The sequence below is a fragment of the Bradyrhizobium manausense genome, assembly GCF_018131105.1.
Classification (GTDB): domain Bacteria; phylum Pseudomonadota; class Alphaproteobacteria; order Rhizobiales; family Xanthobacteraceae; genus Bradyrhizobium; species Bradyrhizobium manausense_B.
Map to the genome: position 1 here is coordinate 2,953,876 of NZ_JAFCJI010000001.1, position 23,818 is coordinate 2,977,693.

26 protein-coding genes and 1 riboswitch are annotated in these 23,818 nt (G+C 64.5%); of the genes, 11 read left to right on the forward strand and 15 right to left on the reverse strand.

The features are described 5' to 3' along the window. Positions 1–170 precede the first annotated feature (170 nt). A complete protein-coding gene (locus JQ631_RS14105; protein ID WP_212326989.1) occupies positions 171–650 on the reverse strand; it encodes a MaoC family dehydratase in 480 nt (159 codons plus the stop codon). Then, a complete protein-coding gene (locus JQ631_RS14110; protein ID WP_212326991.1) occupies positions 650–1,102 on the reverse strand; it encodes a MaoC family dehydratase in 453 nt (150 codons plus the stop codon). Before JQ631_RS14110 ends, JQ631_RS14105 begins: the two co-directional genes overlap by 1 nt. Before the next feature lie 159 nt (positions 1,103–1,261). Here JQ631_RS14110 and JQ631_RS14115 point away from each other — a divergent pair, with 159 nt between their 5' ends. Both JQ631_RS14115 and JQ631_RS32495 read left to right on the forward strand, forming a co-directional pair. After that, positions 1,262–1,558: a DUF4282 domain-containing protein gene (locus JQ631_RS14115; RefSeq protein WP_027534247.1), complete on the forward strand. Its 297-nt coding sequence runs from the start codon at positions 1,262–1,264 to the stop codon at positions 1,556–1,558. A 257-nt stretch (positions 1,559–1,815) separates the two neighbouring features. Then, positions 1,816–2,379, forward strand: coding sequence for an acyltransferase (locus JQ631_RS32495; RefSeq protein ID WP_212326993.1), 564 nt, complete (start codon positions 1,816–1,818; stop codon positions 2,377–2,379). A 45-nt stretch (positions 2,380–2,424) separates the two neighbouring features. On the opposite strand, the gene ychF is transcribed toward JQ631_RS32495, so the two are convergent. The 4 genes from ychF to JQ631_RS14140 form a co-directional block, all read right to left on the reverse strand. Next, the gene (gene ychF, locus JQ631_RS14125) at positions 2,425–3,522 is read right to left on the reverse strand and encodes a redox-regulated ATPase YchF (protein WP_212326995.1); all 1,098 of its coding nucleotides are present in this window, start codon (positions 3,520–3,522) and stop codon (positions 2,425–2,427) included. Between the two features lie 5 nt (positions 3,523–3,527). Next, entirely contained in the window at positions 3,528–4,133 is a 606-nt protein-coding gene (gene pth, locus JQ631_RS14130) for an aminoacyl-tRNA hydrolase (protein ID WP_148777677.1), read from the reverse strand. Positions 4,134–4,193: 60 nt separating this feature from the next. Beyond that, positions 4,194–4,919, reverse strand: a complete 726-nt coding sequence (locus JQ631_RS14135; RefSeq protein ID WP_212326997.1) for a 50S ribosomal protein L25/general stress protein Ctc — start codon at positions 4,917–4,919, stop codon at positions 4,194–4,196. 173 nt (positions 4,920–5,092) lie between these two features. Continuing rightward, positions 5,093–5,344 (reverse strand): accessory factor UbiK family protein, encoded by a 252-nt coding sequence (locus JQ631_RS14140; protein ID WP_200296086.1) that lies wholly within the window; start codon positions 5,342–5,344, stop codon positions 5,093–5,095. Positions 5,345–5,527: 183 nt separating this feature from the next. Between JQ631_RS14140 and JQ631_RS14145 the strand changes: the two genes are divergently transcribed. The 8 genes from JQ631_RS14145 (at position 5,528) to JQ631_RS14180 (ending at position 13,229) form a co-directional block, all read left to right on the forward strand. Beyond that, on the forward strand, positions 5,528–6,265 hold the full coding sequence (locus tag JQ631_RS14145) for a dienelactone hydrolase family protein (protein WP_212327000.1): 738 nt from the start codon (positions 5,528–5,530) through the stop codon (positions 6,263–6,265). A gap of 8 nt (positions 6,266–6,273) precedes the next feature. After that, positions 6,274–7,116: a prolipoprotein diacylglyceryl transferase gene (gene lgt / locus JQ631_RS14150; protein ID WP_212327002.1), complete on the forward strand. Its 843-nt coding sequence runs from the start codon at positions 6,274–6,276 to the stop codon at positions 7,114–7,116. Positions 7,117–7,134: 18 nt separating this feature from the next. Next, positions 7,135–8,253: a class I SAM-dependent methyltransferase gene (locus JQ631_RS14155; RefSeq protein WP_212327004.1), complete on the forward strand. Its 1,119-nt coding sequence runs from the start codon at positions 7,135–7,137 to the stop codon at positions 8,251–8,253. Continuing rightward, complete coding sequence (gene pgeF / locus JQ631_RS14160; protein ID WP_212327006.1) at positions 8,253–9,020, forward strand: peptidoglycan editing factor PgeF; 768 nt, start codon at positions 8,253–8,255, stop codon at positions 9,018–9,020. The genes JQ631_RS14155 and pgeF overlap by 1 nt, the downstream gene beginning before the upstream one ends. A gap of 184 nt (positions 9,021–9,204) precedes the next feature. Continuing rightward, on the forward strand, positions 9,205–9,834 hold the full coding sequence (locus tag JQ631_RS14165; RefSeq protein ID WP_212327007.1) for a hypothetical protein: 630 nt from the start codon (positions 9,205–9,207) through the stop codon (positions 9,832–9,834). A gap of 194 nt (positions 9,835–10,028) precedes the next feature. Next, positions 10,029–10,982 (forward strand): ribose-phosphate pyrophosphokinase, encoded by a 954-nt coding sequence (locus JQ631_RS14170; RefSeq protein WP_212327008.1) that lies wholly within the window; start codon positions 10,029–10,031, stop codon positions 10,980–10,982. Positions 10,983–11,169: 187 nt separating this feature from the next. Then, complete coding sequence (locus tag JQ631_RS14175) at positions 11,170–12,198, forward strand: putative zinc-binding metallopeptidase (RefSeq protein WP_212327009.1); 1,029 nt, start codon at positions 11,170–11,172, stop codon at positions 12,196–12,198. Continuing rightward, positions 12,195–13,229 carry a D-alanine--D-alanine ligase family protein gene (locus JQ631_RS14180; protein ID WP_212327010.1) on the forward strand — a complete coding sequence of 345 codons (1,035 nt, stop codon included), beginning with the start codon at positions 12,195–12,197 and terminating at the stop codon, positions 13,227–13,229. The genes JQ631_RS14175 and JQ631_RS14180 overlap by 4 nt, the downstream gene beginning before the upstream one ends. A gap of 1 nt (position 13,230) precedes the next feature. On the opposite strand, the gene JQ631_RS14185 is transcribed toward JQ631_RS14180, so the two are convergent. The 9 genes from JQ631_RS14185 to JQ631_RS14225 form a co-directional block, all read right to left on the reverse strand. Continuing rightward, on the reverse strand, positions 13,231–13,689 hold the full coding sequence (locus JQ631_RS14185; RefSeq protein ID WP_212327011.1) for an SRPBCC family protein: 459 nt from the start codon (positions 13,687–13,689) through the stop codon (positions 13,231–13,233). 10 nt (positions 13,690–13,699) lie between these two features. After that, positions 13,700–14,539, reverse strand: coding sequence for an XdhC family protein (locus tag JQ631_RS14190; protein WP_212327012.1), 840 nt, complete (start codon positions 14,537–14,539; stop codon positions 13,700–13,702). Between the two features lie 11 nt (positions 14,540–14,550). Next, on the reverse strand, positions 14,551–15,759 hold the full coding sequence (locus tag JQ631_RS14195) for a vWA domain-containing protein (RefSeq protein WP_212327013.1): 1,209 nt from the start codon (positions 15,757–15,759) through the stop codon (positions 14,551–14,553). Then, positions 15,756–16,622, reverse strand: coding sequence for an AAA family ATPase (locus JQ631_RS14200; protein ID WP_212327015.1), 867 nt, complete (start codon positions 16,620–16,622; stop codon positions 15,756–15,758). Before JQ631_RS14200 ends, JQ631_RS14195 begins: the two co-directional genes overlap by 4 nt. 108 nt (positions 16,623–16,730) lie before the next feature. Beyond that, positions 16,731–19,151 (reverse strand): aerobic carbon-monoxide dehydrogenase large subunit, encoded by a 2,421-nt coding sequence (locus JQ631_RS14205; protein WP_212327017.1) that lies wholly within the window; start codon positions 19,149–19,151, stop codon positions 16,731–16,733. Continuing rightward, positions 19,148–19,648, reverse strand: a complete 501-nt coding sequence (locus JQ631_RS14210; protein ID WP_212327019.1) for a (2Fe-2S)-binding protein — start codon at positions 19,646–19,648, stop codon at positions 19,148–19,150. The genes JQ631_RS14205 and JQ631_RS14210 overlap by 4 nt, the downstream gene beginning before the upstream one ends. Positions 19,649–19,660: 12 nt before the next feature. Then, positions 19,661–20,524, reverse strand: coding sequence for an FAD binding domain-containing protein (locus JQ631_RS14215; protein WP_212327020.1), 864 nt, complete (start codon positions 20,522–20,524; stop codon positions 19,661–19,663). A gap of 166 nt (positions 20,525–20,690) precedes the next feature. Continuing rightward, the gene (locus JQ631_RS14220) at positions 20,691–21,896 is read right to left on the reverse strand and encodes an MHYT domain-containing protein (protein WP_212327021.1); all 1,206 of its coding nucleotides are present in this window, start codon (positions 21,894–21,896) and stop codon (positions 20,691–20,693) included. Between the two features lie 101 nt (positions 21,897–21,997). After that, entirely contained in the window at positions 21,998–22,549 is a 552-nt protein-coding gene (locus tag JQ631_RS14225; protein ID WP_212327022.1) for a 6,7-dimethyl-8-ribityllumazine synthase, read from the reverse strand. Between the two features lie 74 nt (positions 22,550–22,623). Then, positions 22,624–22,782: riboswitch (FMN riboswitch) on the reverse strand. Between the two features lie 387 nt (positions 22,783–23,169). Here JQ631_RS14225 and JQ631_RS14230 point away from each other — a divergent pair. Next, positions 23,170–23,670 (forward strand): type III secretion system chaperone family protein, encoded by a 501-nt coding sequence (locus JQ631_RS14230; RefSeq protein ID WP_212327023.1) that lies wholly within the window; start codon positions 23,170–23,172, stop codon positions 23,668–23,670. Positions 23,671–23,818: the final 148 nt, after the last annotated feature.

Sequence of the window (23,818 nt, forward strand, 5' to 3'; positions counted from 1 at the left end):
TCAAATAGACAGCGACAGGTTCATAATTGGTTAGCAACTCGATGGTTCCGGCAACTGCTTTGCGAGGCGCCAGCCATCTCGGGGAGGCTTATGGCAGCCGCCCTGAATCGCGTCCATAGCGCGCGGGCAACACTCGCGCGCTCTTTTCAGCCGTTCATGTTGGAACTGATCTAATCGCCCTTCCGCATCGGCACGAAGGCTGTGGCGGTGATGGAATAGACCTCCTCGCCGCGCTGGTTGGTGCCCGTGGTGCGGGCGGTCAGAATGCCCCAGCCCGGGCGCGAGCCCGATATGCGCTTGTCGATGACGACATTGGCGTAACTCACGGTGTCGCCTGATAGCACCGGCTTGATCCAGCGCAGATCACGAAAGCCCGGTGACGGCCCCCACACCGCGACCTCCTCGCCGCGGGCAGCGGCTTCGCGCGCCAGGCGCTGGCCATCCGCGACAAGCAGGCTCATGCAGGCCGAGCCGACATGCCAGCCGGACGCAGCCAGCCCGCCGAACAGCGAGTTCTTGCCCTCCTCCTCGTCGAGGTGAAAACGCTGCGGATCGAACTTCGCGGCAAAGGTCTTGATGGACTCCGCGGTGAAGATATAGCTGCCGATGTCGCGGCGATGACCGATCTCGATCTCTTCGAAGAACCGCATCAAACCGCTCCCCCGCGCCGCTCGATCAGGATCGGCGAGGTCATCTCGCACAGCGCTTCACCCCTGGCATTCCGCACGGTGCATTTGAACTTGACGATGCCGAGGTTGGGCCTGCTCTTCGAGGTGCGCGCCTCGATCACGTCGACGTCGAGCATGAGGTCGTCGCCCGGCCTGAGCGGCGAGAGCCAGCGCACCTCGTCGACCCCAGGCGATCCGAGCGAGGCGGCGCGGGTGATGAAGCCGTCGGCCATCATCCGCATCATCAGCGAACAGAGGTGCCAGCCGGAGCCGGACAAGCCGCGCAGCATGCTCCTGCCGGCGGCCTCCTCGTCAAGATGCATCGGCTGCGGGTCGAACTCGGCGGCGAAAGCCAGGATCTCGTCGCGGGTGACGTGGCGCGGGCCGAACGTTCCGTAGCGGCCGGTCGGGAAATCTTCGAAGGTCAGGGTCATCTTGGAAAAGCTTTGCGGGAAGGACAGATTGTGGCCGCACTTTGCGGCAATCTCAACCCGCCGGCCCGCATGGCTCGTGCTACATTCGGCGAGTCGGGCCGGACCTGCCTCATTGTTCTGATGGCGCGGCCGGGGGCGTGATCTGCCCGGGGGAGAAAGATGTTTTCATTCAGCGATCTGTTTCAGTGGGACCGCTTCATCACGCCGACGATCATCAAGACCTTTTACTGGCTGGTGATCGGCGTGATCTGCCTGTTCGGACTTTCCGGAATATTCGCGGGGCTCACCGCGATGGCGATCAGCCCGTTCGCAGGCTTCCTGGTCGTGCTGGAATCGATCGCGGGCGTCGTCGTTGGCGTGGTGTTCTCGCGCATCGCCGCGGAATTGATCCTGATCGTGTTCCGCATCAACGAGCATCTCGGCGCCATCAGGGATCAGGGCGGCGGGGTGCGGTAATCCTCCATTGCGAGGAGCGGAGCGACGAAGCAATCCAGACTGTCGCCACGGAAGCAGTCTGGACTGCTTCGCTTCGCTCGCAATGACGAGGAATCGGCGAGGATCAGCCACCTTGCTCTCTCGTCCGAAACTCACGGATGCCGCCACCGAGACGGGCGCGCCAGGTGCGACGTCGTTCTTCACCGCGTATTTACGCGCGGATGCGACGCTCGGCACGACATGACTGGCGCGGGGCGCCGCAAGGGTCAGGAGCGAATGTGGCGCGCAAGATCGAGAACCCGGTGCTGCGGGCCGGTGCGCTCCTGTTCTTCGCCTGTCGGCGCGCCTGGCTGACGGTGCGGTACGGGCGCCGACTCCAGCTCGGACCCGGGATCGTGTTCAAGGGTCGGCTGGTGCTCGGTCGCGGGGTCCGGGTGTCGATCGGTGCGAACTGCCGGATCGGCAAGCGCGTGCTCATCACCGGGCATGGCCAGGTGACGGTCGGCAATGACACCTTGCTCAACGGCTGCTGGATCGGCTGCGAGCAGAAGGTCGACATCGGGTCGTTCTGCCTGATCAGCGACTGCGACATCGCCGACACGGCCTTTCACAACCTTCCCCCGCGGCTTCGGCACGAGCCGCCGACCGCCCGGGCCGTCGCGCCGGTGCGCATCGGGGACAATGTGTGGGTGGGCGCGCGCTCGATCGTGCTCAAGGGCGTGACGATCGGCGACCACTCGGTCGTGGGCGCCGGGACGGTGGTGCGTGAGGACGTCGCTCCGCGCGTGGTCGTCGCCGGGAATCCGGCTGTTGTCGTCAAGCAGTTCCGCGACGACGAATAGCCCGTCATTGCTTCGCGTCGCTCGCAATGACGAGGAGGAAAGACCCTACGTATTGAACCGGAAATGCATCACGTCGCCGTCGGCGACGACATATTCCTTGCCTTCGAGACGCAGCTTGCCGGCATCGCGGGCGCCGGCTTCGCCGTTGAGCGCGACGTAATCTTCATACGCAATCGTCTCGGCGCGGATGAAGCCCTTCTCGAAGTCGGTGTGGATCACACCGGCCGCGCCCGGCGCCTTGGTGCCGCGATAGATGGTCCAGGCGCGCGCTTCCTTCGGGCCCACCGTGAAATAGGTGATGAGGTCGAGCAACGTGTAACCGGCGCGGATCAGGCGATCGAGGCCGGCCTCTTCGAGGCCAAGCGTCTCCAGAAAGTCGGTACGCTCTTCGCGCGAGATGGTCGCGATCTCGGATTCGATCTTGGCGGAGATGACGACGGCGACCGCGCCTTCCTTGGCAGCCTGTTCCTCGACCGCCTTGGAGAAGTTGTTGCCGGTCGCGGCGGAGCCTTCCTCCACGTTGCAGACGTAAAGCACGGGCTTCGACGACAACAGGCCGAGCATGCCGAAGGCACGCTCTTCCTCGGCCTTGCGCTCGACGAGGCGCGCGGGCTTGCCTTCGCGCAGCAGCACCAGCGTGCGGTTGACGAGGTCGAGCTGCTCCTTGGCGTCCTTGTCGTTGCCCTTGGCCTTCTTGGTGAGGTTGTCGACGCGCTTCTCGAGGCTGTCGAGATCGGCGAGCATCAGCTCGGTCTCGATGGTCTCGATGTCGGCGAGCGGGGCGATCTTGCCCTCGACATGGGTGATGTCGGAATCTTCGAAGCAGCGCACGACATGCGCGATGGCGTCGACCTCGCGGATGTTGGCGAGAAACTGGTTGCCGAGGCCTTCCCCCTTGGAGGCGCCGCGCACCAGGCCGGCGATGTCGACGAAGGTCAGCCGGGTCGGAATGATCTGAGCTGATTTCGCGATCGCCGACAGCTTGTCGAGCCTGGGATCAGGCACCGCAACCTCGCCGACGTTCGGCTCGATGGTGCAGAACGGATAGTTCGCCGCTTGCGCCGCGGCCGTCTCGGTCAGCGCATTGAACAAGGTCGACTTGCCGACATTGGGCAATCCGACGATTCCGCATTTGAATCCCACGAGCGTTATTCCTTGCCGTTCTCGTCCTTGGTCAAAAATCCCTTCGCCTGCATCGCAAGATGCACCCTGTTGGCGAAGGTCGCGTCCGTGCCCTTGACGATCAGTGCGGCATGCTCGGCCACAGCATCGCAGAGCGTCGTCACCCAGTCGTTGTCGGCCTTGGCGAAGTCCGACAGGACATGGCCGTGCACCATCTCCTTGACGCCGGGATGACCGATGCCGAGCCTGACACGGCGATACTCGTTGCCGATATGCGCCGAGATCGAGCGCAGGCCATTGTGGCCGGCGATGCCGCCGCCGATCTTCACCCGCACCTTGCCCGGCGGCAGCTCGAGCTCGTCGTGAAACACCGTGGTGTCGCCCGGCGCGATCTTGAAGAAGCCTGCGGCTTCCTGAACGCTGCGGCCGGAGTCGTTCATGTAGGTCGTGGGCTTGAGCAGGATGACGCGCTCAGTGCCGAGCGTGCCTTCCGAGGTTTCGCCCTGAAAACGACGGCGCCACGGTGCGAAACCATGACGCCGCGCGATCTCGTCCACGGCCATGAAGCCGATATTGTGCCGGTTACGTGCGTATTTCGCGCCGGGATTGCCGAGCCCAACAAAGAGTCGCATGACGCGGCGCGCCCCTCGGCCAGCACGCGATCAGAGACCGCGCGCCAGCTCTTTGAGAGATTACTTCTTCTTGTCGCCGCCGGCGGGAGCCTTGGCAGCCGCAGCCGGAGCAGCAGCACCCGCAGCCGGAGCCGCAGCGCCAGCCGCCGGAGCAGCCGCAGCGCCCGGAGCCGCGCCACCAGCAGCAGCCGCAGCCGCAGCCTTCTGCTCTTCGGCGTAGCCGGACGGCGGCACGATGGTGACGAGCGTCGCGTCCTCGCGGGTCAGCGCCTTCACGCCGGCCGGAAGCTTGACATCCGACAGATGCAGCGAGTGACCGATTTCCAGAGCGCCGACATCGGCCTCGATGTACTGCGGAATGCTCTCGACGCCGCATTCGAGCTCGATCGCGTGGGCGACGATGTTGACGGTGCCGCCGCGCTTCACGCCGGGCGAACCTTCCGCCTTCACCACATGCAGCGGGACGCTGATGCGGATGGTGGCGCCTTCGCCGAGACGCATGAAGTCGACGTGGATCGGGAAGTCCTTGACCGGATCAAGATGGTAGTCGCGCGGAATCACGCGGTGCTTCTTGCCGTCGAGTTCGACGTCGACCAGCGTGGTCAGGAACCGGCCGGCGAGGATGCGCTGGCGCAGTTCGCGGTCGTCGACCGAGATCGGGAGCGGGGGCTGGTTGTTACCATAGATCACTCCGGGCACTCTGCCGGCGCGACGCTCAGCCCGGGCGGCCCCCTTGCCGCTCTTCGGACGTGCGGTCGCCTTCAATTCCTTGACGGTCGTCGCCATAGTCTAAGTCCTTGTTTTTGCAAAAGTTAATGGGCCGCAAGGCGGCCCATGGTGTACGCCGCAGCAAGCCTCCAGGGGTGCGGGGGCCGCGGACGTGGCGGGCTTTTACCCGGAAGATGCGGAAATGACAAGGAGAATGGGCTGCCGGGCGGACCCGGATCTGCCCAGTAAATCTACCCGCCGAGCTTGGCCTCCAGCGCAGCGATGCGCGCCTTCAGGGCCTCGTTTTCCTCGCGTGCCAGGCGGGCCATGTCCTTGACCGCCTCGAACTCCTCGCGCTTGACCAGGTCCATGTCGCGCAGGAACTTCTCGGCCTGCGTCCGCAGCACCGTGTCGAACTCGCGCTTGACGCCCTGGGCCGCGCCGGCGGCGTCGTTCATCATGCGGCCGATCTCGTCGAAAAACCGGTTGGTGGTCTGGGTCATGTCGGTCTCCTGATCGGTTTCTTGGCGGCCCCGATGAACTTTGCGCGAACAGCGGACCAGACAATGGCAATCCGCGAAGGCCGGTTCAAGGGCCGCGGAGCGGTATCCTTGTCATGCCCCGGTTTCCTTGCAATCGTATTCAACGTCCCTGCATAACGGGAATCACAAGGCGGAACGCAAGACATGATCGAGCAGCAGATCGCAATTCCCACCAGGGACGGCCACACCGCGACCTTCATCGTTCATCCCGAGCGCGGCGGACCGTTCCCGGTCATCCTGTTCTACATGGACGCGCCTGCGATCCGCGAAGAGCTGCGCGACATGGCGCGCCGGCTCGCGACCTCGGGCTATTACGTGATGCTGCCGAACCTCTATTACCGCTCCGGTGTGATGGAGCTCGGCGCACTGCCGGCCGATCCGAATGCTCCGGAGCGCAAGCGCATGTTCGCGCTGATGGGCTCGCTCACCATCCCCATGATCATGGACGACACGCGCGCGCTGCTCACCTATGCCGAGGGCCAGACCGCCGCGAACACCAGAATCGTCGGCACCGTCGGCTACTGCATGAGCGGCCGCTACGCCGTCAACGCCGCCACCCATTTCCCTGATCGCGTCAAGGCCGCGGCCTCTGTCTACGGCACGCAGCTTGCGACAGACCAGGACGACAGTCCGCATCTCGCGGCAGGCAAGACCAGGGCCGAGCTCTATTTTGCCTGCGCCGAGACCGATATCTACGCGCCGGCCGAAATCATCGAGAAGGTGACGCAGGGCATGAGCGGTGCGAAAGCCGAGGTCGAGATCTATCCCGGCACCCATCACGGCTTCGCCTTTCCCAAGCGTCCGGTCTATGACCGCGACGCCGCCGAACGGCATTGGGAGCGGCTGCTGGCGCTCTATCGCCGCAATCTCGTCCAGCAATAGAAGGCGCGATGCCCTTCCTGCTCATCCACTTCCCCTCCTTCAACCCGATCGCACTCGAGATCGGACCGTTTGCGATCCGCTGGTACGCGCTCGGCTATATCTGCGGGATCACGATCGGCTGGCTCTACGCGCGCTCGCTGTTGAAGAACGAGCGCCTGTGGGGCGGGCCGGCGCCGATCTCGCTGGTGCAGATCGACGACTTCATCCTGTGGGTGACGCTCGGCATCATCGTCGGTGGCCGCACCGGCTACGTACTGTTCTACAATTTGCCCTTCTTCATCGAACATCCGGCTGCCATCCTCAAATTGTGGGAAGGCGGCATGTCGTTCCACGGCGGCTTCCTCGGCTGCGTCGTGGCGGTGATGTGGTTCGCCCGAAAGAATGGCATCTCGATCCTGTCACTCGGCGATATCACCTGCGGCGTGGCGCCGATCGGGATTTTCCTGGTGCGGCTGACCAACTTCATCAACGGCGAATTATGGGGCCGCGCCGCCGACCCGAACCTGCCCTGGGCCATGATCTTCCCGACCGGCGGCAACGTGCCGCGCCATCCGAGCCAGCTCTATGAGGCGGGCATGGAAGGCCTCCTGCTGTTCATCGTGCTCGCAGTGATGATCCGAATGGGTGCCTTGAAGCGGCCGGGACTCATCCTCGGCAGCTTCATCCTGATCTACGGCCTCACCCGGATCATCGGCGAGCATTTCCGCGAGCCGGACGTCCAGCTCGGCTACCTCTGGGGCGGATTAACCATGGGCATGCTGCTGTCGATCCCGATGCTTATCGTTGGCGGCATACTTATTGTATTGGCTGTGAGGCGCGGCGCGCCCAAGCCCGCCGAGTCCATCAGTTAATTCATTTCGAGAAGACACGTGACAGACTCGCCACTGCTCAACGAGATCAAGGCGCTGATCAAATCCTCAGGCCCGATGCCGGTCTGGCGATATATGGAATCGTGCCTGATGCATCCGCGCTACGGATATTACGTCTCGCGCGATCCGCTGGGGCGCGAGGGCGACTTCACCACTGCGCCCGAAGTCAGCCAGATGTTCGGTGAATTGCTCGGCCTGTGGACCGCCTCCGTGTGGAAGCAGATGGGCTCGCCGCAGTTCCTGCGGCTGATCGAGATCGGTCCCGGCCGCGGCACCATGATGGCGGATGCGCTACGCGCGCTGCGCGTGCTACCGCCGCTCTTCCAGGGGCTCAGCATTCATCTGGTCGAGGTCAACCCGGTCCTGCGCGAGCGGCAACAGGCGACATTGTCGGGCGTGCGCAACGACATCGCCTGGCACGACAGCATCGACGACGTGCCCGAGGGCCCCAGCATCATCCTCGCCAACGAATTTTTCGACGTGCTGCCGATCCACCAGATGGTGAAGCGCGAGAGCGGCTGGCACGAGCGCGTGATCGAGATCGATCCCAACGGCAGGCTCCAGTTCGGCGCGGCGGCCGAGCCGACGCCGCGCTTCGACGTGCTGCTGCCGTCCCTGGTGCGCGCGGCGCCTGTTGGTGCGGTGTTCGAATGGCGGCCCGATACGGAGATCATGAAGCTCGCGACGCGCGTGCGCGATCAGGACGGCGCCGCGCTGATCATCGATTACGGGCATCTGCGCAGCGATGCCGGCGACACTTTCCAGGCGATCGCGCGGCACAGCTTCACCGACCCGCTGAAGGCGCCGGGCCAGGCCGACGTCACCGCCCATGTCGACTTCCAGGCGCTGGCGCGCGCGGCCGAAGATGTCGGTGCGCGCGTGCACGGTCCGGTGACACAGGGCGATTTCCTCAAGCGCGTCGGCATCGACACCCGTGCGGCCGCGCTGATCCAGAAGGCAACACCTGAAGTAGCCACCGACATTTCCGTGGCGCTGAAGCGGTTGACCGACACCGGGCGCAGCGGCATGGGCGCGATGTTCAAGGTGCTCGGCATCTCAGAGCCGCGGCTGACGGGCATTGCCGGCCTCAGCGATCTCGAACAGGCCGGAGGCAATTGATGACCCTCACCTCGTCGCTGCTGTCGGCAGTGCCAGGCCTGCGCCATTCCTTCTTCACGCGAGAAGGCGGCGTCTCCGGCGGCATCTATTCCGCGCTGAACGGCGGCCTCGGCTCCAACGACGATCAGACCCTTGTTGCAGAGAACCGCCGCCGCATGGCCGAACATGTCGGCGTTGCAGCCGACCGCTTCCTCAGCCTGCATCAGATCCACTCGCCCGACGTTCTCGTCGCCGATGCGCCCTGGCCGAGCGGCCCGCGGCCGAAGGGCGACGCGCTGGTGACCAGAGCGCCGGGCATCGCGCTCGGCGTCTCCACCGCGGATTGTGGACCCGTGCTGTTCGTCGATCCCAACGCCCGCGTCATCGGCGGCGCGCATGCCGGCTGGAAAGGCGCGCTCACGGGCGTGCTGGAATCCACGATTGCGGCGATGGAAAAACTCGGCGCTTCGCGCGGCGGCATCATCGCCGCGATCGGCCCGCTGATCCGGCAGGACAGTTACGAGGTCGGCAACGAGTTCGTGGCACGGTTCATCGAGGTCGATGCGGAGAACGCGATGTTCTTCATCCCGTCGGTGCGCGAGGGACACGCGATGTTCGATCTCGCCGGCTTCATCCGCAAGCGGCTGGAAGCCGCCGGCATTTTGATGATCGACGATCTCGGCCTCGACACTTATGCCGACGAACGCTTCTTCAGCTATCGCCGCTCGGTGCATCGCAAGGAGCCGGACTACGGCCGGCACGTTCACGCGATCGCGCTGGAAGCGTGAACACAACAGAAACCCCGTGTCATTCCGGGGCGATGCGAGGCATCGAACCCGGAATCCGTCGTGCAGCAATTGATGCGGAGAAATGGCTTCCGGGCTCGCGCCGAGTGGCGCGCCCCGGAATGACAGCGGCCTGTGTCCCCTCTGCCCTAGACCTTACTCGATTTTAACGATATCGCTGCCCTCAATGAGGGAAGCGTCATCTTTTCTGCGCCGTGCGGGCTCGCCCGTGCTGGCGGTCGCGCTGCTGGCAGCTGCGACCGTGCTGGCCGGCTGCGCCGGTGGCAACGCGCCCGCCAATTCCTATGCGATGGCGGCGCCGAGCGCCGGCTCCGGGGCGACGGTCGCCTTCGAGTCCATCGACGGACCGCCGCCGCAGGTGTTCGACCGCATGGTCGGCGTGCTCGACAGCGAGTCCAAGCTGCGCAGCCTTTCGATCGTCTCCCGCGAGGGCACGGCGGCCTACCGCGTGCGCAGCTACCTCTCCGCCCAGGTCGTGCGCGGCAAGACCGTGATCGCCTGGGTCTGGGACGTCTACGACGCCAACCAGCAGCGGGCGCTGCGCCTGTCCGGTGAGGAACCCACTGCCGCCAAGGGCGGCCGGGACGCGACCCGCGACCCCTGGCAAGCCGCCGACGATCTGGTGCTGCGGAAGATCGCCCAGGCCGGATTCAGCGGACTTTCCAATATGATCAACGGAACGCCGGACACCCCCGGCTCGGTTCCGGGCCTGCGCGGGCCCGCAGTGGCGAGCGTGACGCCGGAGGCCCCAGTGGCTGAGATGCCGGCCACGGCACTCGGCTATGCCGAGCGATAACCGCCGCTAAACCACGGTCCCAGTTAGCTGCCAAGCCGTTGGCCCGACTCAGGATTTTCAGAGGGAAAACGTAGCATCCCGGGTTGCCATTGCAGCCTTCGGCCTGATATTTCCTCGCCCGTCGTAACCGTGCTGTCAGTGGGTATTTTCTGATGTTGAACGTCGTATCCAGCAAAGCGCGGGAGGAAGCGTCCATGTCGGCCAAGAACGGCTCCATCAAGCTCGTCGCCGGCAACTCCAATCCGGCTCTCGCCCAGGCCATCGCGCAGGGCCTCGACCTGCCGCTGACCAAGGCGGTGGTGCGGCGCTTCGCCGACATGGAGATCTTCGTCGAGATCCAGGAGAACGTCCGCGGCTCGGATGCCTTCGTCATCCAGTCGACCTCGTTCCCGGCAAACGACCATCTGATGGAGTTGCTGATCATCACCGACGCGCTGCGCCGCTCCTCGGCGCGCCGCATCACCGCGGTGCTGCCCTATTTCGGCTACGCCCGGCAGGACCGCAAATCGGGCTCGCGCACGCCGATCTCGGCCAAGCTCGTCGCCAATCTGATCACGCAGGCCGGCGTCGACCGCGTCATGACGCTCGACCTGCATGCCGGTCAGATCCAGGGCTTCTTCGATATCCCGACCGACAACCTCTACGCAGCGCCGCTGATGGTGCGCGACATCAAGGAAAAGTTCGATCTCTCCAAGACGATGGTGATCTCGCCAGACGTCGGCGGCGTGGCCCGTGCACGTGGCCTTGCCAAGCGCATCAACACCCCGCTCGCGATCGTCGACAAGCGCCGCGAACGGGCGGGCGAGTCCGAAGTCATGAACGTGATCGGCGACGTCGCCGGCTACACCTGCATCCTGATCGACGACATCGTGGACTCCGGCGGCACGCTGGTGAACGCGGCCGACGCGCTGATCGCCAAGGGCGCCAAGGACGTCTACGCCTACATCACCCACGGCGTGCTCTCCGGCGGCGCGGCAGCCCGTATCGCCGGCTCGAAGCTGAAAGAGCTCGTCATCACCGACTCGATTCTGCCGACCGAAGCGGTGACCAAGGCACCGAACATCCGCACGCTGCCGATCGCCAGCCTGATCTCGGACGCAATCGCACGAACCGCGGCGGAAGAGTCGGTCTCGAGCCTGTTCGACTAAACGCCAGACTTCGTAGTGCCGTAGGGTGGGCAAGGCGTGACGCGCCGTGCCCACCTTTTCTTTTTGGTGGGGACGCTTGGCTTTGCCCACCCTACGGCCTCGGCGCCCTGGGCTACTGCCCCCACGGGTTGTTGCCTGCCGCTGCCCATGACATCATCCGGGTTCCGAGTCACCGCCTGGATACCCGATGCCGCGCCGGAAATTTGCCTGGGAAAAGCTGTCGGACGACGAGTTGCTCGAGCAGCGCCTCTCCAGCCTGAAGGTTACGGTCGAAGGCACCTGGCTCGAGGACTGCGTCGCCACGCTCCACGAGGAGTTGGAAGAGCGCGGCATCCGGCTGCGGCCGCACACATGGATCTCGAGCGAGTGGTTCAGTCCGGGAGATGTGCCCGGCATCGCCATCCCCTTCTATCTCGCCCATCCCCGCCTGATGAAGCTCGAGAAGAAGATGATGTTCGACGTCGAGGGCGGCACCTGGCGCGAGTGCATGGCCATCCTCCGTCATGAAGCCGGCCATGCCATCCAGCACGGCTACCAGCTGCAGCGCCGCCGGCGCTGGCAGCAGCTGTTCGGTCCGTCGTCGAAACACTATCCGCGCTACTACCGGCCCAACCCGGCCAGCCGGCGTTATGTCCAGCATCTCCGGCTCTGGTACGCGCAGAGCCACCCGGACGAGGATTTTGCCGAGACCTTTGCGGTGTGGCTGCGGCCGCGCTCCAATTGGCGCACGCGATATGCCGGCTGGCCGGCGCTGAAGAAGCTCGAATATGTCGACGAGCTGATGGGCGAGATCGCGGGAAAGCGACCCGTGATCACGACGCGCGAGCGCGTCGATCCATTGAGCAAGCTCAGCCAGACACTCGAAGACCACTACAAGAAGAAGCAGGCATTCTACGCCTTCACGCCGCCGAAGACCTACGACCGTGACCTCTCGCGGCTGTTTTCCGCCGATCCACGGCATTATCGCTCCAAACCCGCTTCGAGCCTGATCAGGCGGCATCGTGCCCAGATCAGGCAACTGGTCGCGCGGTGGACGGGCGAGAACCAGCTCACGCTCGATGCCGTGCTCGACGACATGATTTCCCGCTGCCGCGAGCTCGACCTGCGCGCAGTGGGTCCCGAACAGAAGCTCGTTCTCGATTTCACCGTCCTCGTGACCGCCAAGACGATGCACGCGCTGTTTGGCCCGTCTCGGCGCAAATGGATCGCGCTATGAGACGACTCCGTATTCTCGTGCTGATGCATCCGGACTTCCTGCCGCCGGACTCGTCCGACGGATACACGGCGCAGGAGATCAACAACTGGAAAACGGAATACGACGTCGTCAGCACCTTGCGCGCGGCCGGCCATGAGGTCCGCCCGCTCGGCGCGCAGGAGGAAATCAGACCGGTCCGCGAAGCAATCGAGGAATTCAAGCCGCACGTGGTGTTCACGCTGCTGGAGGAATTCCACAACAACGTCGCCTACGACCAGCACATCGCGAGCTATCTCGAGCTGATGAAGGTGCCCTATACCGGGTGCAATCCGCGCGGCCTGATCCTGGCGCGCGGCAAGGATCTGTCCAAGACGCTGGTGCATCATCGCAGGATCGCGGCGCCGGCCTTCGCCGTCTTCCCGATGCGCCGCAAGGTGAAACGGCCGACGCGCCTTGCGCTGCCGCTGATCGTCAAAGCCCTCAACATGGACGGCTCGTTCGGCATCTCGCAGGCCTCGATCGTCGACACCGACGAGAAGCTCGCGGAACGCGTCGCCTTCATCCACGAACGGGTCGAGACCGCCGCCATCGCCGAGCAGTTCATCGAGGGCCGCGAGCTCTATGTCGGCGTGCTCGGCAACAACCGGCTGCGCGTGTTGCCGGTCTGGGAATTGAAATTCGGCAGCATGGGCGGACGCACGTCACGCCACATCGCCACGGAAAAAGCCAAGCACGACACCGACTATCAGGAAAAGGTCGGCATCGTCGACGGGCCGGCGAAGGACCTCGCGCCCGAAGTGACCGCGCGGATCCAGCGGGCCGCAAAGCGCATCTACCGGGCGCTTGGCCTCGACGGCTACGCGCGCATCGACTTCCGCCTCGCCGCCGACGGCACGCCGTATTTCATCGAGGCCAACCCCAATCCGGAAATCGCCAAGAGCCAGGAGTTCGCCACGGCGGCCCAGCACGACGGCCTGAAATACGGGGATCTGCTCCATCGCATCCTGACGCTCGGTATCAGCCGGGCGAAAGCGGGTGTGTCGCTGGGGTGAGCTAGCCTGCCTCGGCCTTTGCGCTCACCACCTCCGCAAACGACTTGAAGAACTCACCCGCAAGCTTGGTCGCAGTCGAGTTGATCAGGCGCGCGCCGAGCTGGGCGAGCTTGCCGCCGATCTGGGCATCGACCTCGTAGTGCAGCACCGTGACGTCGGTGCTTTCGGATTCCAGCCGCACGACCGCTCCGCCCTTGGCGAAGCCGGCGACGCCGCCAGAACCTTCGCCCGAGATGCGATAGGAGTTGGGCGGATCGAGATCCGACAAGGTTACCCTGCCACTGAATGTCGCCTTCACCGGACCGACCTTGAAGACGACCGTGGCCGTCATCTCGTTCGGCGCGGTCACGTCGAGCGATTGACAGCCGGGGATGCACTGCTTCAGCACAGCGGGATCGTTCAGCGCCGCCCACACCTGCTCGCGTGACGCGGGAATGCGCTGGCTGTCGTTCATCTGCATGATCGATGTCTCACTCTCTGCTTGCTGACTGATTGGCAGCGCGCTGGCCGCGCCGTCGTTCCCTGGTGATCTCGGCGAGGATCGACATCGCGATCTCCTCCGGCGTGATGGCGCCGAGATCGAGCCCGGCCGGGGCCTTGAAATCATCGATCGCGGCGGCGTTGGCGCCTTCTCCGATCAGCTTGGCGCGGAGCGTGGCCATCTTGCGGCGGCTGCCGACGAAGGCGTGATAACAGGCTTTGGTTGCGACCGCCGTTCGCAAGGCGGCTTCGTCGCCCTTGCCCTGCGTCGACACCACGACGAAACGTTTGGCCTCGTTGAGCTCGCCGAGCTCATAGCCGTCGATGATCGCATCGGCATCCGGCTGCGCCGTGAGATCGGTGGAAGGCGCGGCGAGCGTGACGTGGTAGCCGAGCACGCGCGCCTGCGCCGCGAGCGACAGCGCGACCGGGCTTGCACCGAGGATGACCAGCGAGGGATGCGGCAGCACCGGCTCGACGAAAATATCCATGGTGCCCTTGCTCGGGCACATGTTGCTGGCGAAGCGGATGCCGTCGCGGCTCTCGCCCGCACTGACGCCGAGCTCGGCGAGCAGGTTCTCCGGCTGCACGGAGACCATGCGCGGCTCGCCGTCGGCAAGCGCCTCGCGTGCCGCTTTGAGCACCGCGCCCTTGGCGCAGCCGCCGCCGATCCAACCCGCGACGATGGTGCCGTCGGCCGCGATGATCGCCTTGGCGCCAGCCTTCGCCGCGGTCACCGACACCGTACGCACCACCGTCGCGAGGACGAAGGCGCGCTCGGCGGCCTTCATCTGCGCCATGAGATCCAGCACCTCGACATGAGCGGTCATCGCAACATCCCTCAGAGCTTCGCCAGATAAGGTTCGAGCGCGCGCAGGCTTTGCAGCGAATTGGCGGGCGCATAGAGATCGACATGCGGCAGCGCCGCTTTGATGCCACGTGCTTCGGGCTTGTAGCCCTCCCACGCCATCATCGGATTGAGCCATACGATACGTCGGCACCGCCGGTGCAGGGCGGCCATCTCGCGGTCCAGCAACGCTGCATCGCCGGTCTCGTAGCCGTCGGAGACGATCATCACGCAGCTGCGCGAATGGATGACGCGCGCCGCGTGCCAGCGGTTGAAGGTCTGCAGGCTCTCGCCGATCTTCGTACCGCCGCCGGCGCCCTGCGCCATGATCGAGAGCCGATCGAGTGCGCGACCGGCATCCCTCTCCTTCATCGCGTCGGAGACGTGGGCGAGACGGGTGTGAAACAGGAATGCCTCGGCCTCGCGAAACTGGTCGAGCACGCCGTGGATGAAGCGCAGGAACACGGATGTGTACATGCTCATCGAGCCCGAGGCATCGAGCAGCACGACCAGTCGCAACGGCTTGTCCTTGCGCTGGCGCTTAACGAGGCTGATCGGCACCCCGCCATGGCTGATATTGCGGTGGATAGTTCGCCTTAGATCAAGCCGATAGCCACGTCGGCGCGCAAGATCCCGTCGCGTCAGCCGCGTGCGCATCGCCCTTGCGAGTTGGGCTGCGGCTTCATGCGCCTGCGCGATCTGGTCGGGATCGCTCAGCTTTCGGAAATCGACCTCCGCAAAATTGTCCGCCCGCGAGGCGCCTTCCATGCGGCCCTCACCGGAGTGGCCTTCCGGCGCGTCGTCAGAGGACGGAAGCTGGTCGGTCACGGATTGGTTGCCACCCTGCTCTGCGGTCTTGTCCTGCAGGCTCTTCAGCGACGGATTGCTGGCGCCGGGCGCCGAGCCAATCGTGCGGGAGCGCGAGCGCACGCGCTTGCCCAGCCAGAACGCATCGAACAGCCCGTCGAACTTATCCCAGTCCGATTTGCGCGCCGAGAACAGATGCTTGAACGCCCCACGCAACAAGCCGGGCCGTGCCGCATAGCCCGATGCCATCAGCGTCGCCGCGTCCTGCCCTTCGGCGAGCCCAACGCGAAAGCCGGCATCGCGCAGCGTGCGCAGGAAGGCGGCAAGCCGCACGGAGACGAGGCGAGAGACCTCGTTGAGGTCGTCATAACCCGGGCTGGAGCCGCAGCAGCTCATGCGACCTTCCCCAGCAGGCGCTGCGTCACTTCAGGCGTGACGCGAGCGCGGTCCTCGTGGGTCTTCAGCAGACAGATGAGCGTCTCATGCACGGTCTCGGGCGCATCGTGGAGATTGCTGACGTCAAGGCCGACCAGAGCCGCGGCCCAATCCAGCGTTTCCGCCACGCCCGGCACCTTGCGCAACTCCTCCTTGCGCACGCCTTCAACCATGCGCGCGATCTGGAGCGACAGCGACGGGCTCGCGCCGGTGACGCGCGCCATGATGATACGCGTTTCGCGGTCAACGTCGGGATAGTCGACGTAATGATAGAGGCAGCGCCGGCGCAACGCGTCGGAAAGCTCGCGGGTGCCGTTCGACGTCAGCACCACATGCGGGATGGTGACGGCCGGAATGGTGCCGAGCTCGGGGATCGAGACCTGGAAGTCGGACAGCAGTTCCAGCAGGAACGCTTCGAACTCGTCGTCGGCGCGGTCGATCTCGTCGATCAGCAGCACCGGCGCCTGCGACCGGCGGATCGCCGCGAGCAACGGGCGCTCCAGCAAGTATTTTTCAGAGAAGACCTGGTCCTCGATGCTGTCGCTACCACGGTGAGCCTGAATGGCCAGCAACTGGCGCTGATAGTTCCACTCGTAGAGCGCGGAGGACTGATCGAGCCCTTCATAACATTGCAGCCGGATCAGCTCGGTCGCATGCGCTGTCGCCAGCGCCTTTGCCACCTCCGTCTTGCCGACGCCCGCCTCGCCCTCGAGCAGCAGCGGACGCCGCAACATCTGCATCAGCGCGATCGCGGTCGCGAGATCCGCATCGGCGATGTAGCCTGATGCAGCCAAGGCTTGCGCGATCTCGTCACGATTTTTCATACGTCCATTCTCTCCTCGTCATTGCGAGAAGCGAAGCGACGAAACAATCCAGACCGCGTGCGTGGTGGGATTCTGGATTGCTTCGCTTCGCTCGCAATGACGGCCAGTTTACGCCACCGCCCCCAGATCCTTGGCCGCCTTCCAGTTGCGCCAGAAATCATGCGGCATCTGGATGTGCGTAGACCCCAGGAACGAGAAGGCGTCGTTGACGGCGTTGGAGAAGGCCGGCACGCCGCCGACATTCGGGCTCTCGCCGACGCCCTTGGCGCCGATCGGGTGATGCGGCGACGGAGTGACGGTGAAGTCGGTCTCCCAATGCGGCGTCTCGACCGCAGTCGGCATGAAGAAATCCATGAACGAGCCGGTGACGACGTTGCCGACCTCGTCGTAGCGGATCTCCTGCCCCATCGCGATGGCGAAGGCTTCGGTGAGGCCACCATGCACCTGGCCCTCGATGATCATCGGGTTGATGCGTGTGCCGCAATCGTCGAGCGCATAGAAGCGCCGGACCTTGTACACGCCGGTATCGACGTCAATGTCCATCACGCAGAGGTAGGCGCCGAACGGATAGGTCATGTTGGGCGGATCGTAATAGCTGACCGCCTCCAGCCCCGGTTCCATGCCCGGCGGCACGGAATTATAGGCCGCCCAGCAGATATCCTTCATCGACATGAATTTTTCCGGCAGACCCTTCACCCGGAAGCCGTCGATGTCGAACTCAAGGTCGTCCTCGTGGACCTCGAGCCTGTAGGCCGCGATCATCTGCGCCTTGGCCTTGATCTTTCGCGCAGCCATCGCGATTGCGGCGCCCGCCACCGGCGTCGAGCGCGATCCGTAGGTGCCGAGCCCGTAAGGCGCGGTATCGGTGTTGCCCTCCTCCACCATGATGTTGTCGGCGGGAATGCCGATCTCGGTCGCGATGATCTGGGCCCAGGTGGTCTCGTGACCCTGGCCCTGGCTCTTGGTGCCCATGCGCGCGATGCCCGCACCGGTCGGATGCATCCGGATCTCGCAGGAATCGAACATTGCTATCCCCAGGATGTCGCAATTCTTCGAAGGCCCGGCGCCGACGATCTCGGTGAAGAAGGAGATGCCGAGCCCCATGACCTCGCGGGTCTCGCCGCGCTTGAACGCCTCGCGCTTCTCCGCCTGCTCCTTGCGGAGCGCGGCGTAACCCGTCGTCTCCATCATCTTGCGCATGGCAGTGTGGTAATCGCCGGAATCGTATTCCCAGCCCAGCGCCGAGTGATACGGGAACTGCTCCGGCTTGATGAAGTTCTTCAGCCGGAGCTCAGCGGGATCCATCTTGAGCTTCTGCGCCAGGATATCCATGGCGCGCTCGATGCAGTAGGCGGCCTCGGTGACGCGGAACGAGCAACGGTAGGCGACGCCGCCGGGCGCCTTGTTGGTGTAGACGCCATCCACCGCCAGATGCGCGGTCGGGAAGTCGTAGGATCCCGTGACGATGTTGAAGAAGCCGGCCGGCCATTTCGACGGGTCGGCGCAGGCGTCGAACGCGCCGTGATCGGCGAGCACGTGGACACGAAGCCCCGTGACCTTGCCATCCCTGGTCGCCGCGATCTCGGTGGTCATGTGATAATCGCGCGCGAACGAAGTCGCGGTCAGGTTCTCGATGCGATCCTCGACCCATTTCACCGGTTTGCCAGTGACGATGGAGGCGACGGCCGCGCAGATATAGCCGGGATAGGCGCCGACCTTGTTGCCGAAGCCGCCACCGATATCGGGCGCGATGACGTGGATCTTCTGCTCCGGCAGCTTTGCGATCAGCGCCACCACGGTGCGGATCACATGCGGGGCCTGGAAGGTGCCGTAGATCGTCAGCTCGCCCTTGATCTTGTCGAAGGAGCAGACGCACTGGCAGGTCTCCAGCGGCGACGGATGGGTGCGATGGTAGGAGATCATTTCCTTGATCTTGACCTCGGCCTTGTTGAAGGCCGCGTCGGTCAGTTCCTTGTCGCCGACGGTCCACTCGAAGATGTGGTTGTCGTGCTTGCGCGGCCCATGCGCGCCTGATGTCTTGCCGACGAGGTCCTCGCGCAGCACCGGGGCATCCTTGTCCATCGACTTGAAGGGATCGACCAGCGGCGGCAGCGGTTCGTATTCGACAATTACCTTGTTGATACCGTCATCGGCCGCATAGCGGTCGGTGGCGACGACGAAGGCGACTTCCTGGTTCTGGAACAGCACCTTGCCGTCGGCCAACACCATCTGCACGTCGCCGGCGAGCGTCGGCATCCAGGCGAGGTTGACGGTCTTGAGCGTCTCCGCGGTAATGACCGCAAGCACGCCGGGCACCTTCAGCGCCTCGCTGTCGTCGATCTTCTTGACGCGCGCGTGGGGATGCGGCGAGCGGACGAAGTCGCCATGCAACATGCCCGGCAGCTTGACGTCGTCGACGTAATTGCCCTTTCCTTGCGTGAAGCGGATGTCCTCGACGCGCTTGCGCTTGCAGCCCATGCCTTCGAGCGCGGCTTCGCGTTGTTCCCGCGTGGGAGTGAGGTCATTCATTCTGCGGCCTCCTGGAATTCCACGCCGTTGATCTTGGCGGCGGCATATTGAATCGCTCGAACGATGTTCTGGTAGCCGGTGCAGCGGCAGATGTTGCCGGAGATGCCCATCCGGATTTCCGGCTCGCTTGGCGAAGGATTTTCCTTCAGCAGCCGATGCGCACGGACAATCATGCCGGGCGTGCAGAAGCCGCATTGCAGGCCGTGCATCATGCGGAAGCCTTCCTGCAGCGCAGACAGCGTACCGTCGGCATTGGCCATGCCTTCGACCGTGGTGATGTCGCTGCCTTGCGCCTGGACCGCGAACATGGTGCAGGATTTCACCGACATGCCGTCGATATCGACGGTGCAGGCGCCGCAATGCGTGGTCTCGCAGCCGATATGGGTGCCGGTCATCTGCAGATTCTCGCGGATGAAATGCACCAGCAGCGTGCGCGGCTCGACGAGGCCTTCGACCTCGGCGCCGTTCACCTTCATGGTGACGTGTGTTTTGGCCATCGGTCCCCTCCCTTATTTCGCTCGGCTTGCTGCGCGCTGCAGCGCCCGCGTCACCATGATGCCGCCGACATGCTTGCGGTATTCGACCGGGCCGCGCGCATCAGCGGCCGGCGCCATGATTGCTTCCGCAGCGATGGCCGCCTTCTTCAGCGTGGCGGCATCGAGGCTGGTCCCGATCACCGCCTTGGCTGCGTCGGCTGCAAGCAGCGGGGTCTCGTGGACGTTGGTGAGACCGATCGCGCAGGTCGCGACCTTGCCACTGGACATGGTGAGGACGACGGCCGCGGCCGCGGTGGCGTAGTCGCCGACCTTGCGCTTGAGTTTTTCGTAGGCGTAACCGTGGCCGGCTGCGGGCACGGGAACCGAAATGGAGGTCATGATCTCGCCGGGTTCGAGCGCGGTGAAATAGGCGCCCTGATAGAAGTCGGCGGCCGCGACATCGCGGGCCCCACCAGAACCTTCGAGGCGATAGGTCGCACCCAGCGTCATCATCAGCGCCGGCATGTCGTTGCCGGGATCGCCATTGGCGACATTGCCGCCGATAGTGCCGCGGTAGCGCACCTGCGGGTCGGCGATCAGCAGCGCCGCCTCGTGCAGGATCGGCATCGCCTTGGCGACCTCGTCGGAGGCCAGCAACTCGTGTTGCGTCGTCATCGCCCCGATGACGAGATTGTTGCCGTCTCGGCTGATACCCTTGAGGGCGGCGATGCCGTGCAGATCGATGAGATGGGCGGGGGTGGCGAGCCGAAGCTTCATCATCGGCACCAGGCTGTGCCCGCCGGCCAGTGGCCGTGCATCCTCGCCGAGGTCGGATAAAAGTTTGACGGCATCGGCGACACTCGCCGGCCGGTGATAGCTGAATGATCCCGGGATCATCGTCTCCTCCCACAATCGTCCTTGGCGCGTGACGGCGCGGACGTTGGAGGCGACGGTCACTCCCGGCGGGGCGGCCCGCAATCATTCGGGCACAAAGGCGGGCTTTTTGCACGAATTGCGGGTGGAGACGCACGAATTGCGTCAGGGGCGGCGACGTATGGCGGCGCTACGCCTGCTGCCGACGGTTCGCCAGCCCCAGCCGCGCCTTCACCTCGGCGATCTTGGCCCGGCTCACCGGCACCCGGTGCGGTGATGGACCGTCGAGTTCGAGCACGGCGCCGTCGCCCTCTTTGCGGACGAGGGCGACATGAGGGATCGCGACGATATGGCTGCGATGCACCCGCAGGAATAACGAGGGGTCGAGCTGAGCCTCAGCCTCCGAAATCGACCATGGGCACATGCGCTCGCGGGTACCGTCATGGACCCTCGTGTAGTGCGCATCGGCACGGACGCTGCGGACATTCGCCGTCTCGATGAAGTGCGTGCCATCGGCACCTTCGACCGGCAACCGGGGAACGGGCGCGCGCGGCGGCTGGCCGAGGCCGCCGAGCGGTGACATAGGCCGCAGAGGCGCGGCGGATGCGGCAACCGGCTCAACAGCAGCCGGAGAAATTGCCGGAGCAACGGGATCAGCGATCATGGCGACCGAGGCCTGGCGGCGTTGATCGGGGACCAGCGACAGGAGAAAGCCGGCTGCAATCACGAAGCACAGCACCGCCACGATGATGGACAGGATTTGTTGCGACGCGGCGAGACCGCCGCTGGGGTGATGATGCGCCGCGCCCGCCAGCGGCTCGAAATGCATGCCGAGCATCGCGGTGTAGTGCATGCCGGACACCGCGACGCCGAACACAATCGAGCTGACAATCAACCGAACGCCTTCCTGCTGCGCCAGGAACGCGCGCAGGCCGCCATAGGCCGTGACGATTGCAACCACGACCGACAGCAGCACCATCGACGGGTCATGCACGATCCCGAACGGGCCGGCCAGCCCGTGAATGCCGACATAATGCATGCTGACGATGCCGACGCCGAGCAAAACCGCTGACGATGCCACACGCCGCAACGTGGGCTCACCGATCGAGACAAAGAACAGCGAGATGCCGACCACCAGCGCGCAAATCAGAAACGAGATGATGGTAGGGAGAACGAGATAGACCGTATCAGGCGGCAGCGGCGCAGCCAGCATGCCGACGAAATGCATGGTCCAGATGCCGACGGCCAGAAACGCAGCCGCGCCCGCGAGCAGAACGCGGTTGCTGACGCCGGGCGTATTGCGGATGCGAGCAGCAAGCGCAAAGCCGGTATAGCCACCCAGGCTCGCGATCGCCATGGAGAGCGCGACGAGATAGGGATCGTGTCCTTCGAACATGATCTTGTCGGCCGCCCGTCTCCACGGTCCGGCCTCCTCCCGCCGCCGACTTTATAGGGACGGCGGCGGGATTGACAATCAGCGGCGTGTGAAGGGGCGGCTCACACGATACCAGCCGCGACCTGACCGCGCAGGCGCTCCAGACCGTGCAACGTCTCTGCACAGGCTGCCGCAACCTCGATGCCCTTGATCGTGAAGTGCCTGCGGAAGAAATCGTAGTGCACCTCGGTCTCGTGGAATTGCTGCGGCGTCAGCACGGCGGAGAACACCGGCACCTCGGTGCGCAGCTGCACGTCCATCAGCGCCTTGATCACGGTGTCGGCAACGAACTCGTGGCGATAGATGCCACCGTCAACGACAAGGCCGGCCGCGACGATCGCGGTGTAGCGCCGCGTCTTGGCGAGGACCTGCGCGTGCAGCGGGATCTCGAACGAGCCCGGCACCTCGAACACGTCGACATGGGTGAGATGGCGCGCCTCGGCCTCCTTGATGAAAGCGATGCGGGCTTCCTCGACCACGTCGCGATGCCAGCAGGCCTGCACGAACGCCACCCGCTGCGGCTTGGCGAAGCGCGGATGCTCGGTCGCCGGTGGAACCGGCGGATTGGCGACTTGGGAAGTTTGGGCTTGGGGATCTTGCAGCATCTGATTCATGGCTTTCCTTCAAAGGACCAGAATCAGGGCACACGGAACGACAAACAGCCGCATCTTGCGATGCGTCTGCCACCGACCGTTCTCTTTCATCCGGACTTTAACCGTCGGCTTCGGAGTTGCACCGAATCTGCTGACCCTTCCCCTTGGTAAAAGCCTCGAGGAAGGCGCTCGCGGGCTTAGGTCTTTCGACCCTTACCGCCGGTGGGGACTTTCACCCCGCCCTGAGAACATCGGCCGCTCGGGATTGAACGACCTGGCTGAAATATGACGCCGGTCGGGGGCCGCAGCAAGCGTGTTCCGCAGCAAAAAGCCGCATGGTCCCATGCTGCTGGAGCGGTGCGGCCCTCGCGCCGCGGAATTAACGATTGGCCGATATTGGGAATCCGACTCTGGTTTGTTCTCATTCGTTAACAATTGTGGCCGAGATGAGCTGTGGACGAACGAGTCATGGCTTGTGGACGGACTCGGGACCCAGTTGCGCAGATTCCGCAAATCACATCAGTTGATCCGCGACAGGCCCGCGCTGATCCGAGGGGATCGCACCAGCGACATTTAAGGCAGCGTGCCGGGCCGACCGCGTGCGTATCAACGACAACAAGAAGGCAAGAGGTCGAGACGGAATGTCCCTGCTCGAAGGCGCTATCGATTCCAAAAGCCATCCGCTCGCGGTGGTCGAGGATATCGCTGCCAGCAACAACTGGCCGTTCGAACGCTCCGGCGAAGACGAACTGACCATTGTCTCGAAGGGACAGTGGACCGACTACCAGATCTCGTTCACCTGGATGGGTGAGATCGAGGCGCTGCATCTGGCTTGCGCGTTCGACATGAAGATTCCGGTCGCACGTCGCGGCGAAGTGCAGCGATTGGTTGCGGCAGTCAACGAGCAATTGTGGGTCGGGCACTTCGACCTCTGGACCAACACCGGCATGATCATGCATCGCCAGGCCCTGGTGCTGCCGGGTGGGCTGACCGCCTCGACCGCGCAATGCGAAGCCATGCTCGCCGGCGCAATCCATGCCTGCGAGCGCTACTTCCCGGCGTTCCAGTTCGTGGTGTGGGCGGGCAAGACCACCGCGCAGGCGATGGACGCTGCGATGTTTGATACGGTGGGCGAGGCGTAAGGCTCGCCTCCTCGAGACGATGAGGTGTCCGCAACTTTCACCCATCGTCGTCCCGGCGCAGGCCGGGACCCATACCGCGTGATTTCGCTTGTGGCACGCGGCTTGTTGCTCTGCTCTCGATCCACTAGAACGGCCTGTGGTTATGGGT